At 61.5% G+C, this 16,197-nt stretch carries 14 protein-coding genes; all 14 read right to left on the bottom strand.

Going from position 1 to position 16,197, the window contains the following annotated elements:
* A complete protein-coding gene (gene nuoJ, locus BLW22_RS17835) occupies positions 1 to 504 on the bottom strand; it encodes an NADH-quinone oxidoreductase subunit J (RefSeq protein ID WP_003174726.1) in 504 nt (167 codons plus the stop codon).
* Between the two features lie 9 nt (positions 505 to 513).
* Positions 514 to 1,062 carry an NADH-quinone oxidoreductase subunit NuoI gene (gene nuoI, locus BLW22_RS17830; RefSeq protein WP_003174725.1) on the bottom strand — a complete coding sequence of 183 codons (549 nt, stop codon included), beginning with the start codon at positions 1,060 to 1,062 and terminating at the stop codon, positions 514 to 516.
* An 11-nt stretch (positions 1,063 to 1,073) separates the two neighbouring features.
* Positions 1,074 to 2,081, bottom strand: coding sequence for an NADH-quinone oxidoreductase subunit NuoH (gene nuoH / locus BLW22_RS17825; RefSeq protein ID WP_017137518.1), 1,008 nt, complete (start codon positions 2,079 to 2,081; stop codon positions 1,074 to 1,076).
* Complete coding sequence (gene nuoG, locus BLW22_RS17820; RefSeq protein WP_074847175.1) at positions 2,078 to 4,792, bottom strand: NADH-quinone oxidoreductase subunit NuoG; 2,715 nt, start codon at positions 4,790 to 4,792, stop codon at positions 2,078 to 2,080. Before nuoG ends, nuoH begins: the two co-directional genes overlap by 4 nt.
* 135 nt (positions 4,793 to 4,927) lie before the next feature.
* The gene (gene nuoF, locus BLW22_RS17815) at positions 4,928 to 6,283 is read right to left on the bottom strand and encodes an NADH-quinone oxidoreductase subunit NuoF (RefSeq protein ID WP_027606325.1); all 1,356 of its coding nucleotides are present in this window, start codon (positions 6,281 to 6,283) and stop codon (positions 4,928 to 4,930) included.
* Positions 6,280 to 6,777: an NADH-quinone oxidoreductase subunit NuoE gene (nuoE, locus tag BLW22_RS17810; RefSeq protein WP_003232080.1), complete on the bottom strand. Its 498-nt coding sequence runs from the start codon at positions 6,775 to 6,777 to the stop codon at positions 6,280 to 6,282. The genes nuoF and nuoE overlap by 4 nt, the downstream gene beginning before the upstream one ends.
* A 2-nt stretch (positions 6,778 to 6,779) precedes the next feature.
* Entirely contained in the window at positions 6,780 to 8,564 is a 1,785-nt protein-coding gene (gene nuoC / locus BLW22_RS17805) for an NADH-quinone oxidoreductase subunit C/D (RefSeq protein WP_065927064.1), read from the bottom strand.
* A gap of 72 nt (positions 8,565 to 8,636) precedes the next feature.
* Positions 8,637 to 9,311 carry a NuoB/complex I 20 kDa subunit family protein gene (locus BLW22_RS17800; protein WP_003174719.1) on the bottom strand — a complete coding sequence of 225 codons (675 nt, stop codon included), beginning with the start codon at positions 9,309 to 9,311 and terminating at the stop codon, positions 8,637 to 8,639.
* A gap of 10 nt (positions 9,312 to 9,321) precedes the next feature.
* A complete protein-coding gene (locus tag BLW22_RS17795) occupies positions 9,322 to 9,735 on the bottom strand; it encodes an NADH-quinone oxidoreductase subunit A (RefSeq protein WP_003219575.1) in 414 nt (137 codons plus the stop codon).
* A gap of 593 nt (positions 9,736 to 10,328) precedes the next feature.
* Positions 10,329 to 11,654, bottom strand: a complete 1,326-nt coding sequence (gene aceA / locus BLW22_RS17790) for an isocitrate lyase (protein WP_003219577.1) — start codon at positions 11,652 to 11,654, stop codon at positions 10,329 to 10,331.
* 494 nt (positions 11,655 to 12,148) lie between these two features.
* Positions 12,149 to 12,886 (bottom strand): secretin N-terminal domain-containing protein, encoded by a 738-nt coding sequence (locus BLW22_RS17785; protein WP_065927065.1) that lies wholly within the window; start codon positions 12,884 to 12,886, stop codon positions 12,149 to 12,151.
* A 249-nt stretch (positions 12,887 to 13,135) separates the two neighbouring features.
* Positions 13,136 to 13,558 carry a GNAT family N-acetyltransferase gene (locus BLW22_RS17780; protein ID WP_065927066.1) on the bottom strand — a complete coding sequence of 141 codons (423 nt, stop codon included), beginning with the start codon at positions 13,556 to 13,558 and terminating at the stop codon, positions 13,136 to 13,138.
* The gene (locus tag BLW22_RS17775) at positions 13,551 to 14,717 is read right to left on the bottom strand and encodes a ribosomal protein uL16 3-hydroxylase (protein ID WP_027606329.1); all 1,167 of its coding nucleotides are present in this window, start codon (positions 14,715 to 14,717) and stop codon (positions 13,551 to 13,553) included. Before BLW22_RS17775 ends, BLW22_RS17780 begins: the two co-directional genes overlap by 8 nt.
* An 85-nt stretch (positions 14,718 to 14,802) precedes the next feature.
* Positions 14,803 to 16,173, bottom strand: a complete 1,371-nt coding sequence (gene purB / locus BLW22_RS17770; RefSeq protein WP_065927067.1) for an adenylosuccinate lyase — start codon at positions 16,171 to 16,173, stop codon at positions 14,803 to 14,805.
* Between the last annotated feature and the right edge of the window lie 24 nt (positions 16,174 to 16,197).

Here is a 16,197-nt window from a genome sequence, read left to right as displayed (position 1 = left end):
TCATTGCTCCTTGGCTTCGTTGCGGCCCAAGTGGAAGGCAGTGATGGCTGCGGCGAGCAGCAGCATCGACGCCAGTTCGACCACCAGCAGGTACGGGCCGAACAGGCTGATGCCCACGGCTTTCGCGTCCACGGTGGTATGGCCGATGGCCTGGCCGCTCTGGTGAGCGAACAGCACATACAGCAGTTCACCCAGCAGCAGCGCTGCGAGGACAACCGGGCCGAGCCAGATGCCGGGCTTGAGCCAGACGCGTTCCTGGGCGACCGAGGCCGGCCCGAGGTTGAGCATCATCACCACAAACACGAACAGCACCATGATGGCGCCGGCGTAGGCGATCACTTCCAGCACACCGGCGAACGGTGCGCCGAGGCTGAAGAAGGTCATGGCCACGGCGATCAGCGAAATGATCAGGTAGAGCAGGGCGTGCACGGGGTTGGTGTTGGTGATCACGCGAAGCGTGGACACAACCGCGATACCCGATGCGAAATAGAAAGCGAATTCCATCTTTCTTCCTTAAGGCAGCAAGCTCTTCACGTTGATCGGCTCGGCTTCGTTTTGTGCGGCGCCTTTCGGCTTACCGGCAACGGCCATACCTGCAACACGATAGAAGTTGTAATCAGGGTTTTTACCGGGACCAGAGATCAGCAGATCTTCTTTCTCGTACACCAGGTCCTGACGTTTGAACTCGGCCATCTCGAAATCCGGTGTGAGCTGGATCGCGGTGGTCGGGCAAGCTTCCTCGCAGAGGCCGCAGAAAATGCAGCGCGAGAAGTTGATGCGGAAGAAGTCCGGGTACCAGCGACCGTCTTCGGTTTCAGCTTTCTGCAGGGAGATGCAACCCACCGGGCACGCCACGGCGCACAGGTTGCAGGCTACGCAACGCTCTTCGCCATCGGGGTCGCGGGTCAGCACGATGCGGCCGCGATAGCGCGGCGGCAGGTACACCGCTTCTTCCGGGTATTGCAGGGTGTCGCGTTTACGGAAGCCGTGACCGAACACCATCACCAGGCTTCGCAACTGGGTACCGGTACCCTTAACGATGTCGCCAATATATTTGAACATGGGTCAAATCCTCACTGAACCGCGCCCGCTGGCGTGTTCAACAACACAACGGCAGCAGTCACCAGCAAATTGATCAGGGTCAGCGGCAGGCAGAAACGCCAGCTGAAATCCATCACCTGGTCATATCGTGGACGCGGAATGGAAGCGCGCAGCAGGATAAACAGCATGATGAAGAACGCGGTCTTCAGGAAGAACCAGAAGAACGCCAGCTGCGGCAGGATGCCGAACGGACCGTGCCAGCCGCCGAAGAACAGCGTGACCAGCAGGGCCGAGATCAAGATGATGCCGATGTATTCACCGACGAAGAACATGCCCCATTTCATGCCGGCGTATTCAATGTGGTAACCGTCAGCCAGTTCCTGTTCCGCTTCCGGCTGGTCGAACGGGTGACGGTGAGTCACGGCGACGCCGGCGATGAAGAAGGTACAGAAGCCGAAGAACTGCGGAATGATGAACCACAGGTTCTGCGCCTGGTACTCGACGATGTCGCGCATGTTGAACGAGCCGACCTGCACCACGATGCCCATCAGCGCGAGGCCCATGAACACTTCGTAGGACACGGTCTGGGCCGAGGCCCGCAGGCTGCCCAGCAGGGCGAACTTGTTGTTGCTCGACCAGCCGGCGAACAGCACCGCGTAGACCGACAGGCCGGCCATGGCGAAGAAGAACAGCAAGCCGATGTTCAGGTCCGCCACGCCCCAGGTCGGGGTGATCGGGATGATCGCGAAGGCGATCAGCAAGGCGCTCATGGCCACGACCGGTGCCAGGGTGAAAATCACCTTGTCGGCAAACGGCGGGGTCCAGTCTTCCTTGAAGAACATCTTCAGCATGTCGGCGGCGATCTGGAACATACCGAACGGGCCAACGCGGTTCGGACCGTAACGGTCCTGCCACCAGCCCAGCAGGCGACGTTCGACGAAGCTGAGCAGGGCGCCCGCAACGACCACGGCCAACAGGATCACGATGGCCTTGACGACCGAGATGATCACGTCGATCACTTCAGGGGTGAACCAGGTCATTGCGCTGCCTCCTGCAGACCGTCAACGGTTTTGCCGAAGATCGCCGTCGGGATGCCGGCAAGGCCTTTAGGCAGGGCAACCAGGCCGGCACCCAGCTCTTCGTTGATACGCAGCGGCAGACGCAGGGTCTGGCCGGCCACGGTCACGCTGAGCAAGGCTCCGTCGTTGACGCCCAGGCGGTCGGCTTCGGACTTGGCCACGGACACGTAGGCCTCGGGAATGCGCTCTTGTACCGGCGCGGCCTTGGAAGAGGTCTCTTCGCTGCCGAACAGGTGGAAGAACGGCACAGCCTGCCAGGTGCCCTGGGCCGGGTTGAACGGACGCGGGACCGCAGCGAACCAGTTCAGCGCGTCGCCCTGGGGTTCGATCAGGCGGGTGCCCGGGTCGCCGGCGCGGATATGCCCACCGACTTCGTCCTGGAACTTGTTCCAGGCCTGTGGCGAGTTCCAGCCCGGCGACCAGGCAAACGGCACCTGCTGACGCGGCTCGACCGAACCCGAGTAACCTTCCATGGAGAAGGCGAACGCGGTGTCGTTGTCTTGCGGGGTACGCGGCTCGTGCACGCTGATGTCGGCGCGCATGGCGGTACGACCGGAGTAACGCAGCGGCTCACGGGCGAGCTTCATGCCCTTGATGCGGAACGCGGCGGACGGTGCGGCGTCGACGATACGCGCCAGCTGCGGCGCGCTCGCGGCGGCTGCGGCGGTGACGTGGTCGAGTTGGGTCCAGTCGATCGGCTGGTTCAGCAGGGTCGCGCGCAGGGCATGCAGCCAGCGCCAGCCTTCGTGAACCAGGATGCTGGCGTCCATGTACTTCGGATCGAACACCTGGAAGAAGCGCTGGGCACGGCCTTCCTGGCTGACCAGGGTGCCGTCGCCTTCGGCGAAGGTAGCGGCTGGCAGTACCAGGTCGGCACGCTCGCTGGTGGCGGTCTTCTGGTGGTCGGCGACGATCAGGACCTTGGCGGCGTTCAGCGCAGCGTCAACCTTGGCGGCGTCGGTGCGGGTGTACAGGTCGTTTTCCAGCACCACGATCGCATCGGCAGTGCCGTCGATCACGGTTTGCAGGGCGGCGTCCAGGGACTCGCCACCGAGCATGGCCAGGCCGAGGCTGTTGGCTTCCGGCACCACCAGGCTGATGGAGCCGTTCTTGTCGCGCAGCTTCAAGGCCTTGGCGATGTTGGCGGCGGCTTCGATCAAGGCCTTGGAACCCAGCGAGGTACCGGCAATGATCAATGGACGCTTGGCTGCCAGCAGGGCGTCGGCAATGCGCTGGGCCAGTTCGACGGCTTCAGTGTCCAGGCCTTCGACTGCCGGCGCGCTGGCGTCGAGGGCGTGGGCCACGGCGAAACCGATGCGGGCCAGGTCGTCCGGTGCGGCGTGGACGCATTCTTCGGCGATGTCGTCGAGCTTGGTTTCTGCCAGGCTGGCGATAAACAGCGGGTTCAGCGCGTGCTGGCCGATGTTTTTCACCGCAGCGTCGAGCCAAGGCTGGACGCGCATGGCGTCGGCCATGTCTTCGGCCTTGCCTTTGACCGACTGGCGCAGGGACAGCGCGATACGCGCGGCGGTCTGGGTCAGGTCTTCACCGAGCACGAAGATGGCATCGTGGTCTTCGATGTCACGCATGTTCGGCACCGGCAGCGGGCTGTCGTTCAGCACCTGCAGGACCAGGCGGATGCGCTCCAGCTCACCGGCTTCGATACCGGAGTAGAAGTGCTCGGCACCCACCAGCTCGCGCAACGCGTAGTTGCTTTCGAGGCTGGCGCGGGGCGAGCCAATACCGACTATGTTGCGGCCGCGCAGCAGGTCGGCGGCTTTGTCCAGCGCCGCGTCCAGGCTCAGCTTGGCGCCATCGGCCAGCAGTGGCTGGCGTGGACGGTCTTCACGGTTGACGTAGCCATAGCCGAAACGACCACGGTCGCACAGGAAGTACTGGTTTACCGAACCGTTGAAGCGGTTTTCGATGCGACGCAGTTCGCCGTAGCGTTCGCCCGGGGAGATGTTGCAACCGCTCGAGCAGCCGTGGCAGATGCTCGGCGAGAACTGCATGTCCCACTTGCGGTTGTAGCGCTCGGAGTGGGTCTTGTCGGTGAACACACCGGTCGGGCAGACCTCGGTGAGGTTGCCGGAGAACTCGCTTTCGAGCACGCCGTCTTCAACGCGACCGAAGTACACGTTGTCGTGGGCGCCGAATACGCCGAGGTCGGTGCCGCCGGCGTAGTCTTTATAGAAGCGTACGCAGCGGTAGCAGGCGATGCAGCGGTTCATTTCGTGGGAAATGAACGGGCCCAGCTGCTGGTTCTGGTGGGTACGCTTGGTGAAGCGATAGCGGCGCTCGTTGTGGCCGGTCATCACCGTCATGTCTTGCAGGTGGCAGTGACCGCCTTCCTCACAGACCGGGCAGTCGTGGGGGTGGTTGGTCATCAGCCATTCGACAACGCTGGCGCGGAACGCCTTGGATTCTTCATCGTCGATGGAGATCCAGGTGTTGTCGGTGGCTGGGGTCATGCAGGACATGACGATACGACCACGGGTGTCGTTTTCGTCGGTGTACTGCTTGACCGCACACTGGCGACAGGCACCGACGCTACCAAGCGCGGGGTGCCAGCAGAAATACGGGATATCGAGGCCGAGTGACAGACACGCCTGTAACAGGTTGTCCGCCCCATCGACTTCGAGCGCTTTGCCGTCTACGTGGATAGTGGCCATGGTTCAAAGTTCTTCGTTGGCCCGTTGTCAGCGGGCGTGGCTAATGGAATCTTGTTATTCATGTGCATCTACACAGCCTTCACGGCGTCAGCACATGAGCAGGCGAAGGGCACGGACCCTTTGCCTGTTTAAGCGTTACGCGCCGACTACGATCGGCCTTGCCAGAGGCGGGACGGCGGCGCTGGTGGGCGCGATGCCGGCTTCGAACTCCGAGCGGAAGTATTTGATTGCGCTGCCCAATGGCTCCACGGCGCCCGGTGCGTGAGCACAGAAGGTCTTGCCTGGGCCGAGGAAACCGACCAGGCCCAGCAGGGTCTCGATGTCACCCTCGCGGCCTTCGCCATTTTCCAGGGCCATCAGCAGCTTGACGCTCCACGGCAGGCCGTCGCGGCATGGGGTACAGAAGCCGCAGGATTCACGGGCAAAGAACTGCTCCATGTTGCGCAGCAGCGAGACCATGTTCACGGTGTTGTCCACCGCCATCGCCAGGCCGGTACCCATCCGGGTGCCCACCTTGCCGATGCCGCCGGCATACATTTGTGCGTCGAGGTGCTCGGGGAGCAGGAAGCCGGTGCCGGCGCCGCCTGGCTGCCAGGCCTTGAGGGTGTAGCCGTCGCGCATGCCGCCGGCGTAGTCCTCGAACAGCTCGCGTGCGGTCACGCCGAACGGCAGTTCCCACAGGCCAGGGTTCTTGACCTTGCCGGAGAAGCCCATGAGCTTGGTGCCCATGTCTTCACTGCCTTCACGGGCCAACGATTTGTACCAGTCCACGCCGTCGGCGATGATCGCCGGCACGTTGCACAGGGTCTCGACGTTGTTCACGCAGGTCGGCTTGCCCCACACGCCCACGGCGGCAGGGAAGGGCGGCTTGGAGCGCGGGTTGGCGCGGCGGCCTTCGAGGGAGTTGATCAGTGCGGTTTCTTCACCGCAGATGTAACGCCCGGCGCCGGTGTGCACGAACAGTTCGAAGTCAAAACCCGAACCGAGGATGTTCTTGCCCAGCAGGCCTGCGGCCTTGGCTTCTGCCACTGCACGGTTGAGGTGCTTGGCGGCGGTGGTGTATTCGCCGCGCAGGAAGATGTAGCCACGGTAGGTTTTCAGCGCGCGGGCGCTGATCAGCATGCCTTCGATCAGCAGATGGGGCAGTTGCTCCATCAGCATGCGGTCTTTCCAGGTGTTGGGTTCCATTTCATCCGCGTTGCACAGCAGGTAGCGGATGTTGATGGATTCGTCTTTGGGCATCAGGCCCCACTTAACACCGGTGGGGAAGCCTGCACCGCCGCGACCCTTGAGGCCGGCGTCCTTCACGGTCTGGACGATGTCGTCCTGGGCCATGTCGGCGAAGGCCTTGCGCGCAGCGGCGTAGCCGTTCTTGGCCTGGTACTCGTCGAGCCATACCGGCTCGCCGTCGTCACGCAGGCGCCAGGTCAGCGGGTGGGTTTCGGCCGAACGCTTGATCAGGTTGGCCGGGCCGAAGGAAGTCAGGGTCATGGGTAGCCCTCGAGCAATTGGGTCACGCCAGCAGGCTGCACGTCACCGAATGTGTCGTCGTCAATCATCAACGCCGGCGCCTTGTCGCAGTTGCCCAGGCAGCACACCGGCAGCAGCGTGAAGCGGCCGTCCGCAGTGGTCTGGCCGAGGCCGATGCCCAGCTTGGCCTGGATCTCGCTGACCACCGACTCGTGGCCACCGATGTAGCAGACCATACTGTCGCACACGCGAATGATGTGGCGGCCGACCGGCTGGCGGAAGATCTGGCTGTAGAACGTCGCCACGCCTTCAACGTCGCTGGCGGGGATGCCGAGGATCTCGCCGATGGCGTAGAGGGCGCCGTCCGGCACCCAGCCACGTTCCTTCTGGACGATCTTCAAGGCCTCGATCGACGCCGCGCGCGGGTCTTCGTAGTGATGCAGCTCGTGCTCGATGGCCGAGCGCTCGGTTTCACTCAAGGTGAAACGGTCTGTCTGGATAAGCGTGCTGTTCATGCTTAGCGGTCCACGTCGGCCATAACGAAATCGATACTACCCAGGTACGCAATCAAGTCCGCGACCATCTCGCCTTTGATCACCGAAGGGATCTGCTGCAAGTGGGCGAAGCTTGGGGTACGAATCCGGGTGCGGTAGCTCATGGTGCCGCCATCGCTCGTCAGGTAATAACTGTTGATACCCTTGGTCGCTTCGATCATCTGGAAGGATTCGTTGGCCGGCATTACCGGGCCCCACGAAACCTGCAGGAAGTGCGTGATCAGGGTTTCGATGTGCTGCAGCGTGCGCTCTTTCGGCGGCGGCGTGGTCAGCGGGTGATCCGCCTTGTACGGGCCGGCCGGCATGTTGCGCATGCACTGCTCGATGATCTTCAGGCTCTGGCGCATTTCTTCGACGCGCACGATGCAACGGTCGTAGGCATCGCCATTGGCGGCCAGCGGTACTTCGAACTCGAAGTTTTCGTAGCCCGAGTACGGACGCGCCTTGCGCAGGTCGAAATCGCAACCGGTGGAACGCAGGCCGGCACCGGTGACGCCCCATTCCAGGGCCTCTTTGGTGTTGTACTGGGCGACGCCGATGGTACGGCCCTTGAGGATGCTGTTATCCAACGCAGCCTTCTGGTACTCGTCCAGGCGCTTGGGCATCCAGTCGATGAATTCCTTGACCAGGCGTTCCCAGCCATTCGGCAGGTCGTGGGCGACGCCGCCGATACGGTACCAGGCCGGGTGCAGGCGGAAACCGGTGATGGCTTCGATGACCTTGTAGGCGCGCTGACGGTCGGTGAAGGTGAAGAACACCGGGGTCATGGCGCCGACGTCCTGGATATAGGTACCCAGGAACAGCAGGTGGCTGGTGATCCGGAAGAACTCGGCCATCATGATGCGGATGGTGTCGACGCGGTCCGGAACCTTGATGCCGGCCAGCTTCTCGACCGAGAGCACGTACGGCAGGTTGTTCATCACGCCGCCGAGGTAGTCGATACGGTCGGTGTACGGGATGAAGCTGTGCCACGACTGACGCTCGGCCATCTTCTCGGCACCACGGTGGTGGTAGCCGATGTCCGGCACGCAGTCGACGATTTCTTCGCCGTCCAGTTGCAGGATGATGCGGAAGGCACCGTGGGCCGAAGGGTGGTTCGGGCCCAGGTTGAGGAACATGTAGTCCTCGTTGGTGCCGGAGCGCTTCATGCCCCAGTCTTCCGGACGGAAGCGCGCGGCCTCTTCTTCAAGCTGCTGCTTGGCGAGGTTGAGGCTGAACGGGTCGAATTCGGTGGCGCGGGCAGGGAAGTCCTTGCGCAGCGGGTGACCTTCCCACGTTGGCGGCATCATGATGCGCGTCAGGTGCGGGTGGCCCGGGAAGTCGATACCGAACATGTCCCAGACTTCGCGCTCGTACCAGCTGGCGTTCGGCCAGATACCGGTCACGGTCGGCACGCTCAGGTCGCTCTCGGACAATGCGACCTTGATCATCACGTCGCTGTTACGTTCCAGCGACAGCAGGTGATAGAACACGGTGAAATCGGCGCCGCTCGGCAGGCCCTGGCGCTTGGTGCGCAGGCGTTCGTCCACGCCATGCAGGTCATAGAGCATGACGTACGGCTTGGGCAGGTTGCGCAGGAAGGTCAGGACTTCGACGAGCCTGGCGCGCGCCACCCACAGCACCGGCATGCCGGTGCGTGTGGCCTGGGCGGTGAAGGCGTCAGGGCCAAAACGGTTATTGAGTTCGACGACCACATCCTGGTCGTCTGCCTTATAAGGCGGGATGCGTCGAGCACTGCCTGTAGTCATGGTTTTTTATCGCTTTCGGTCAACGTAAAGAATGAAGCCAGGTTTTCGTTCTATAAAAGAAGCGGTGCTGGATCAGACTTCGTCTGGGCTGCGCAGGTTGGTGACTGCGATTCGCTGTTCGCGGCGCTGTTCCTTTTGCGACGGCATCTCGGCGCGGTACACGCCTTGATCGCCGACGACCCAGGAAAGCGGGCGACGCTCCTTGCCAATCGATTCCTGCAACAGCATCAAGCCTTGCAGGAATGCTTCGGGGCGGGGCGGGCAGCCAGGCACGTAGACGTCCACGGGCAGGAACTTGTCCACTCCCTGAACCACGGAGTAGATGTCGTACATGCCACCGGAGTTGGCGCACGAACCCATGGAGATAACCCACTTTGGCTCGAGCATTTGCTCGTAGAGACGCTGAATGATCGGCGCCATCTTGATAAAGCAGGTACCGGCGATAACCATGAAATCCGCCTGGCGCGGTGATGCCCGGATAACTTCGGCGCCAAAGCGCGCGATGTCGTGGGGCGCCGTGAAGGCGGTGGTCATTTCCACGTAGCAGCACGAAAGACCGAAGTTGTACGGCCACAGGGAGTTCTTACGTCCCCAGTTGACCGCGCCACTCAGCACGTCTTCCAGCTTGCCCATGTAGATGTTCTTGTGGACTTGGTCTTCTAACGGATCGGAAACGGTTTCCCGTTCGCCGATGGGGTACTGCTCGTTAGGAGCATCCGGGTCGATCCTGGTGAGATTGTATTGCATCGCCAAAGCCTCATTGTTTCAGCTTCGCTTGCCGCTTACGACGAGCTTCCGGAGCCCAGTCAAGGGCGCCCACTCGAAATAGGTAGACAAGGCCTGCCAACAGAATTGCTATGAAAACGAGGGCTTCGACGAATCCGGTCCAGCCGCTTTCGCGGACGGACACAGACCAGGCAAAGAGAAAGAGGGCTTCGATGTCGAAGATCACGAAGAGCATCGCGACCAGATAGAATTTGGCTGAGAGCCGCAAGCGGGCGCCACCTGTAGGCAGCATGCCGGATTCGAACGGTTCATTCTTGCTGCGGCCCCAGGCTTTTGACCCGAGGAGGCTGGACACACCGAGCATGAAGGCGCAAAGGCCGACAACACCGAGGAGGAAAATGGCAAAGCCCCAGTTGTGGGCCATGAGTCCTGTCGCTTCGGTCATGCTGGAAATCCTTAACAGAGAGCAAAGGTCTCTGAGCTCGAAAAAGTAACGATGCAGTGACGATATGTCGCACTGCAATCAATCGCGGTGATTTTATGGCTAAACACCGGGCAAGTAAAATTCCTAGGGCGAAATTATTCGATGGAATAAGCACATAGTGCACCTTCTTGGGGCTGTAGCCCTTGCGGGGCGGGCATTAGCGGGCATTTGATCAAATGTGTTTTGTTTAACCTGTAACGAAGTTTTTATGTTCTAAATGATAATGAATATTGTTTGCGTGGGGTTTAAGCGATTGTTTCTCATACAGCGGAGTAAGTTGCTGTTACTTGCCTGATTAGCGCGAGTTGTTGGAGCGGATCTTTTAACCGATTTATCTGCGGCAAATACCGCTCTGGATCAAGGTTTTGCACAAAATCTTCAGGCTGCAAGCGTTCCTCATGTGGGAGGGAGTTGCCTCCTCCCACATTTGGCTTTGGTGAACCAGCGTGATGTGTACCGGCAAAAAAACGCCCCGAACCAGTCGGGGCGTGATTGTCGTGCGGCACTGCGGTTAGCTCTTTAACGGGTCCGCCGTGGCCGTGTACTCACATCGATCAGTGGAACTGCTCTTCTTCGGTTGAACCGGTCAGCGCGGTCACGGACGAGGTGCCGCCCTGGATCACGGTGGTCATGTCGTCGAAGTAGCCGGTGCCGACTTCCTGCTGGTGGGCCACGAAGGTGTAGCCCTTGGCGGCGTCAGCGAATTCCTGCTCCTGCAGCTTCACGTAGGCGGTCATGTCGTTGCGGGCGTAGTCGTGCGCCAGGTTGAACATGCTGTGCCACATGTTGTGAATGCCGGCCAGGGTGATGAACTGATGCTTGTAGCCCATGGCGGACAGTTCGCGCTGGAACTTGGCGATGGTCGCGTCGTCCAGGTTCTTTTTCCAGTTGAAGGAAGGCGAGCAGTTGTAGGACAGCAGCTGGTCCGGGTATTCCTTCTTGATCGCTTCGGCAAAGCGACGCGCTTCGTCCAGGTCCGGCTTGGCGGTTTCGCACCAGATCAGGTCGGCGTACGGCGCGTAGGCCAGGCCGCGGGCGATGGCCTGGTCGAGACCGGCGCGCACTTTGTAGAAACCTTCCTGGGTGCGTTCGCCGGTTACGAACGGCTGGTCGTACGGGTCGCAGTCCGAGGTCAGCAGGTCCGCGGCGTTGGCGTCGGTACGGGCCAGGATGATGGTTGGCGTGCCGGCAACGTCAGCCGCCAGACGGGCAGCAGTCAGCTTCTGTACAGCTTCCTGGGTCGGTACCAGTACCTTGCCGCCCATGTGGCCGCATTTCTTCACCGAAGCCAGTTGGTCTTCGAAGTGCACGCCGGCCGCGCCAGCCTCGATCATGCTCTTCATCAGCTCGTAGGCGTTCAGTACGCCGCCGAAACCGGCTTCGGCGTCGGCCACGATGGGCGCGAAGTAGTCGATGTAGCCTTCGTCGCCCGGGCCTTTACCGGCTTTCCACTGGATCTGGTCGGCACGACGGAACGAGTTGTTGATGCGCTTGACCACGGTCGGCACGGAGTCCACCGGGTACAGCGATTGGTCGGGGTACATGGATTCAGCGGAGTTGTTGTCCGCTGCCACTTGCCAGCCGGACAGGTAGATCGCCTGGATACCGGCTTTCACCTGTTGGACTGCCTGGCCGCCAGTGAGGGCGCCCATGCAGTTGACGAAATCTTTCTCGGGGCGGAAGGACGGCTTGGCACCTTGGGTGACCAGCTTCCACAGCTTCTCGGCGCCGAGTTTTGCAAAGGTGTGCTCAGGTTGAACCGAGCCACGCAGGCGGACGACGTCAGCAGCGGAATAAGCGCGGGTTACGCCTTTCCAGCGTGGGTTTTCAGCCCAGTCTTTCTCGAGGGCTGCAATTTGCTGTTCGCGTGTCAGTGCCATGGGGGAAAACCTCGTCGCATAGGTCTAGGTGGAAAATTCCATTTGCCAGCCACGTAGTGAATGCGTGGTTATGGCTGCTCGCTGACCAGAAGCTCAGGTGTTCAAGTCAAGTTCGGCGGGGCAGGCGACGGGATGAACGATGGCTCAAGGGGGGAGTTGAGCAGGTAAGGGCGAACTGCGAACGGTCTTCGGGCATCGTGGGCCTTTGTACGATCCATCAGTGTGTAGCCGGGTTACCTGGTTAGCTTCCGTCCCTCGGGACAACTTCGTTCCAGTCGCAACCTCGTCAAACACACCTTGTGGGCGGTACAGACACGAATCGGCTCGGGTGGGTAGCTTGGAGCGTCGATCCGAAGGCCCTTGCCAGGGCCCCTGATTAGCGGGAGCGAGGCCATCATGCCCATGCTTTTTTGGATCGTCAAATGTTTTGTAGTGCTTTTTTTCAGGCACTACATCTTTAGTCTAATACGACTCATCAGTCAGTTTTTGGTGCTTCAGTTCAGGGTGTCGACCTTAACCCGCAACGTCAGGTCATCGCGGCCCTGGGTAGAGTAGCTGCGGGTTGTGGAGGATTTGTCGGCCTGGGTCTCGCGGTTGATGCCGGCCAGGGGGATCCATTCGCCAAGGCGCCCGCTGACGGTTGTGTCGGTGCTTTGCACATTCACTACATCGGGACGTTCCTGGCTCATGCGGTCACGGTTGGTACTGATCGCCAGATGCACGGTCTCGCCGGTGACGCTGGCGGTGACATAGAAGCCCTGGGTGACGTTGCGGTACTGGGTCTGGTTCTGCGGGCGACCGTAGGCGTCAGGCTGAGTGGTGGTCATTGGCACGCTCTGGCCGACCTGGATCAGCGCGGGCACGCCTTCGCTGGCCTGAATCTGCTGGATGCCGCCGTCGCGGCTGGCGGTGCCGTAGCTGATGATGCGGGTCTGGCTGTCGCCGCTGTTCTGTTGGTTGTTTTCATTGGTATCGACGGTGATCAGCAGACGCTTGGCTGGTGTATCCAGCTGGGCGAGCAGCGTGCGCAGGTCCTGGATCTTGCCGGGGGCAGCGTTAACGATAAGCTGGTTGCCGTAGGCGCTGACGGTGCCGTCCTTGCCGATGAAGTTCTGCGCAACCGGGAGCAGGTCGGTGCTGGTGCGGTTGCTCAGGTTGACGACTTCGGTGTCGGCCATTGCCGAGCAACTGGCGGTGAGGAGGAGGGCGGTGAGCAGGGTGCGTAGGGACATGTCCGTGATCTCTGCGAGTCATTTGGGCTTGATAGTGCCAGTTTGTCGGCCTGGAGTGTAGTAAGCGGACTTGCCTGTGGTGATCGGGCTTGCCCCGCGCTGGGCTGCGTAGCAGCCCCTATAAAAAACGCCGCGTTCTTACGGAAAGAATGCGGCGTTTGGTTTGGGGCTGCTACGCAGCCCAGCGCGGGGCAAGCCCCAGGACCACAGGCAAGCTGGCTCACCACAGGCAAGCCCTTACAGCAGGGATCAGGCCCCGCGCACCATATCGACATGGGGAATCCCGACTTCCAGGAATTCCTCGCTGACGATCTTGAAGCCCAGTCGCTCATAGAACGGCGCCGCATACACCTGCGCGCTCAGGAACTGCTTGGTCTGGCCACGTTGCTCGGCCACGCCAATCACCGCTTCCATCAGCTTGTCGCCGACCTTCAGCCCGCGCCAGTCCTTGAGTACCGACACCCGGCCGATCTCGCCGCTGGGCAGCAGGCGCGCGGTACCAATCGGAAAGTCGCCTTCGAATGCAAGGAAATGCACTGCGTCTGCGTCGTCCGCATCCCACTCAAGCTCAGGTGGAACCGATTGTTCAGCGATAAATACCGCTTCACGAATGCGCCGAATCTCGGCGATATCCTTATGCCAGTCCGCGACACCTACGTGAATCCTATTCATCGGCAAACCCCAGGCTTCCTTGCTTGACCAGTTCGCACAGCAGGTCGCGGGCGTCTTCGTCCAACAGCCATTCGCCGAGGTTTTCGGCGTGCAGGGCATCGGCGGCGCAGACCAGTTTCAGCAGTTCGCGCAGTTTGCCCGGCAGGTAACGGCTCTGGCCGCTGGCGAACAGCAGGACGTCATCGTCGACTTCCGACCAGGCCATGCGCGCGCTTGGGTTGCGCACCAGGATCGCACCGTCCTGCAGGCTGTTGATGAAGTCGTCTTCGCCCAGTTCTTCGCCCGCCACCAGTTCCGGGTAGCGCGGCTCGGTCATGAATTGGCCGAACCAGGTCAGCAGCATGCGCTCGTCGCTCATGTGCTCGGCCAGCAGGCTCTTGAGGCGGTCGAGGGCGTCGCTCTGGATCTGGTGCGGGTCGCTGACCGGCTGCGCGTCGGCGTCGGTGTAGCGCTCTTCGTCGGTCAGGTACTGGGCGAGGAAGTCGGTGAAGTGGGTCAGCACTTCGGCGGCGCTTGGGGCGCGAAAGCCCACCGAGTATGTCATGCAGTCATCTTCGGCGATGCCGAAATGCGCCAGGCGTGGCGGCAGGTAGAGCATGTCGCCCGGTTCCAGCACCCATTCGGCGCTTTCTTCGAATTCGGCGAGGATGCGCAGGTCGGCGTGTTGCAGCAGCGGGCTTTCGGAGCTGCACATCTGGCCGATCTTCCAGTTGCGCTTGCCCTGGGCCTGCAGCAGGAACACGTCGTAGTTGTCGAAGTGCGGGCCTACGCTGCCGCCGGGTGCGGCAAAGCTGATCATCACATCGTCGATGCGCCAGCTTGGCAGGAAGCGGAACTGCTCCAGCAACTCGGCCACTTCCGGCACGAACTGGTCGACCGCCTGTACCAGCAGGGTCCACTCACGCTCAGGCAGGGTGCTGAAGGCGTCTTCGGCGAAGGGGCCGCGGCGCAGTTCCCACGGGCGTTCGCCGTGTTCGATCACCAGGCGCGATTCGACTTCTTCTTCCAGGGCCAGGCCGGCGAGTTCGTCGGCGTCGATCGGGCTTTCGAAGTCAGGGATCGCCTGGCGGATCAGCAGTGGTTTTTTCTGCCAGTAGTCGCGCAGGAATTCCCGTGCCGTGATGCCGCCCAGAAGTTGAAGAGGGATATCAGGATTCATGTGTAACCTATTGAAAAAAAGCACTTTTCAGACTGAAATAAAAACGCCCGGCGCGGCCGGGCGTCTCAAGGGGGGCTTGCGCTAATCAGATGCGCTTGGCTTGCTCTACAGCGTTGCCGATGTAGTTGGCCGGGGTGAGCAGTTTCAGCTCGGCCTTGGCCGCGGCTGGCATGTCCAGGCCGTCGATGAAAGTTTGCAGTGCTTCAGGGCTGATGCCCTTGCCACGGGTCAACTCTTTCAGCTTCTCGTAAGGGTTTTCGATGTTGTAGCGGCGCATCACGGTCTGGATCGGCTCGGCCAGCACTTCCCAGCACGCGTCCAGGTCAGCGGCGATTTTCTGCGCGTTGAGCTCCAGTTTGCTGATGCCTTTGAGGCTGGCTTCGTACGCGATCACGCTGTGGGCAAAGCCCACGCCGAGGTTGCGCAGTACGGTGGAGTCGGTCAGGTCGCGCTGCCAGCGGGAGATCGGCAACTTGCTGGCCAGGTGCTGGAACAGGGCGTTGGCGATGCCGAGGTTGCCTTCGGAGTTTTCGAAGTCGATCGGGTTGACCTTGTGCGGCATGGTCGACGAACCGATTTCACCGGCAATGGTGCGCTGCTTGAAGTAGCCCAGGGAGATGTAGCCCCAGATATCGCGATCGAAGTCGATCAGGATGGTGTTGAAGCGCGCAATGGCGTCGAACAGCTCGGCGATGTAGTCGTGCGGTTCGATCTGCGTGGTGTACGGGTTGAAGCCCAGGCCCAGCTCGTCTTCGATGAAGGCGCGGGCGTTGGCTTCCCAGTCGATCTCCGGGTAGGCCGACAGGTGGGCGTTGTAGTTGCCGACAGCGCCGTTGATCTTGCCCAGCAGTGGGACTGCGGCGACTTGAGCGATCTGGCGCTCCAGGCGGTACACCACGTTGGCGAGTTCCTTGCCCAGGGTAGTCGGCGACGCCGGCTGGCCGTGGGTGCGCGACAGCATCGGCACGTCGGCGAAACGGATGGCCAGCTCGCGGATGGCTTCGGCGGTCTGGCGCATCAGCGGCAGCATCACGTCATCACGGCCTTCGCGCAGCATCAAGGCGTGGGACAGGTTGTTGATGTCCTCGCTGGTGCAGGCAAAGTGGATGAATTCGCTGACCTTGGCCAGTTCCGGCAGCTTGGCCGCCTGCTCCTTGAGCAGGTATTCGATGGCCTTGACGTCGTGGTTGGTGGTGCGCTCGATCTCTTTCACACGCTCGGCGTGCTCCAGGGAGAAGTTGTCCGCCAGGGCATCGAGTACAGCGTTGGCTTCGGCGGAGAACGCCGGTACTTCGCTGATGGCGGGGTGAGCGGCCAGGCGCTGGAGCCAGCGCACTTCAACCAGTACGCGAGCACGGATCAGGCCGTATTCGCTGAAAATAGGGCGCAGGGCCTGGGTTTTGCCGGCGTAGCGGCCGTCAACAGGGGAAACCGCAGTGAGCGAAGAGAGCTGCATGGGGTGTTCTCGGACAGTCGGGCA

The organism is Pseudomonas marginalis, from assembly GCF_900105325.1.
Lineage (GTDB): Bacteria > Pseudomonadota > Gammaproteobacteria > Pseudomonadales > Pseudomonadaceae > Aquipseudomonas > Aquipseudomonas marginalis.
The sequence above is the reverse complement of the archived record's forward strand: the minus strand, read 5'-3'. Positions and strand labels throughout refer to the sequence as shown.

Excerpts from the sequence above, each read along its gene's own strand:
- aceA (WP_003219577.1), bottom strand. The coding sequence starts at position 11,654 with ATGGCACTGACACGCGAACAGCAAATTGCAGCCCTCGAGAAAGACTGG.
- BLW22_RS17785 (WP_065927065.1), bottom strand. The coding sequence starts at position 12,886 with ATGTCCCTACGCACCCTGCTCACCGCCCTCCTCCTCACCGCCAGTTGC.
- nuoG (WP_074847175.1), bottom strand. The coding sequence starts at position 4,792 with ATGGCCACTATCCACGTAGACGGCAAAGCGCTCGAAGTCGATGGGGCG.
- BLW22_RS17780 (WP_065927066.1), bottom strand. The coding sequence starts at position 13,558 with ATGAATAGGATTCACGTAGGTGTCGCGGACTGGCATAAGGATATCGCC.
- nuoE (WP_003232080.1), bottom strand. The coding sequence starts at position 6,777 with ATGAACAGCACGCTTATCCAGACAGACCGTTTCACCTTGAGTGAAACC.
- nuoH (WP_017137518.1), bottom strand. The coding sequence starts at position 2,081 with ATGACCTGGTTCACCCCTGAAGTGATCGACGTGATCATCTCGGTCGTC.
- nuoI (WP_003174725.1), bottom strand. The coding sequence starts at position 1,062 with ATGTTCAAATATATTGGCGACATCGTTAAGGGTACCGGTACCCAGTTG.
- BLW22_RS17800 (WP_003174719.1), bottom strand. The coding sequence starts at position 9,311 with ATGCAATACAATCTCACCAGGATCGACCCGGATGCTCCTAACGAGCAG.
- nuoJ (WP_003174726.1), bottom strand. The coding sequence starts at position 504 with ATGGAATTCGCTTTCTATTTCGCATCGGGTATCGCGGTTGTGTCCACG.
- BLW22_RS17795 (WP_003219575.1), bottom strand. The coding sequence starts at position 9,735 with ATGACCGAAGCGACAGGACTCATGGCCCACAACTGGGGCTTTGCCATT.
- BLW22_RS17775 (WP_027606329.1), bottom strand. The coding sequence starts at position 14,717 with ATGAATCCTGATATCCCTCTTCAACTTCTGGGCGGCATCACGGCACGG.
- nuoC (WP_065927064.1), bottom strand. The coding sequence starts at position 8,564 with ATGACTACAGGCAGTGCTCGACGCATCCCGCCTTATAAGGCAGACGAC.
- nuoF (WP_027606325.1), bottom strand. The coding sequence starts at position 6,283 with ATGACCCTGACTTCCTTCGGCCCGGCCAACCTGATCAAGCGTTCGGCC.
- purB (WP_065927067.1), bottom strand. The coding sequence starts at position 16,173 with ATGCAGCTCTCTTCGCTCACTGCGGTTTCCCCTGTTGACGGCCGCTAC.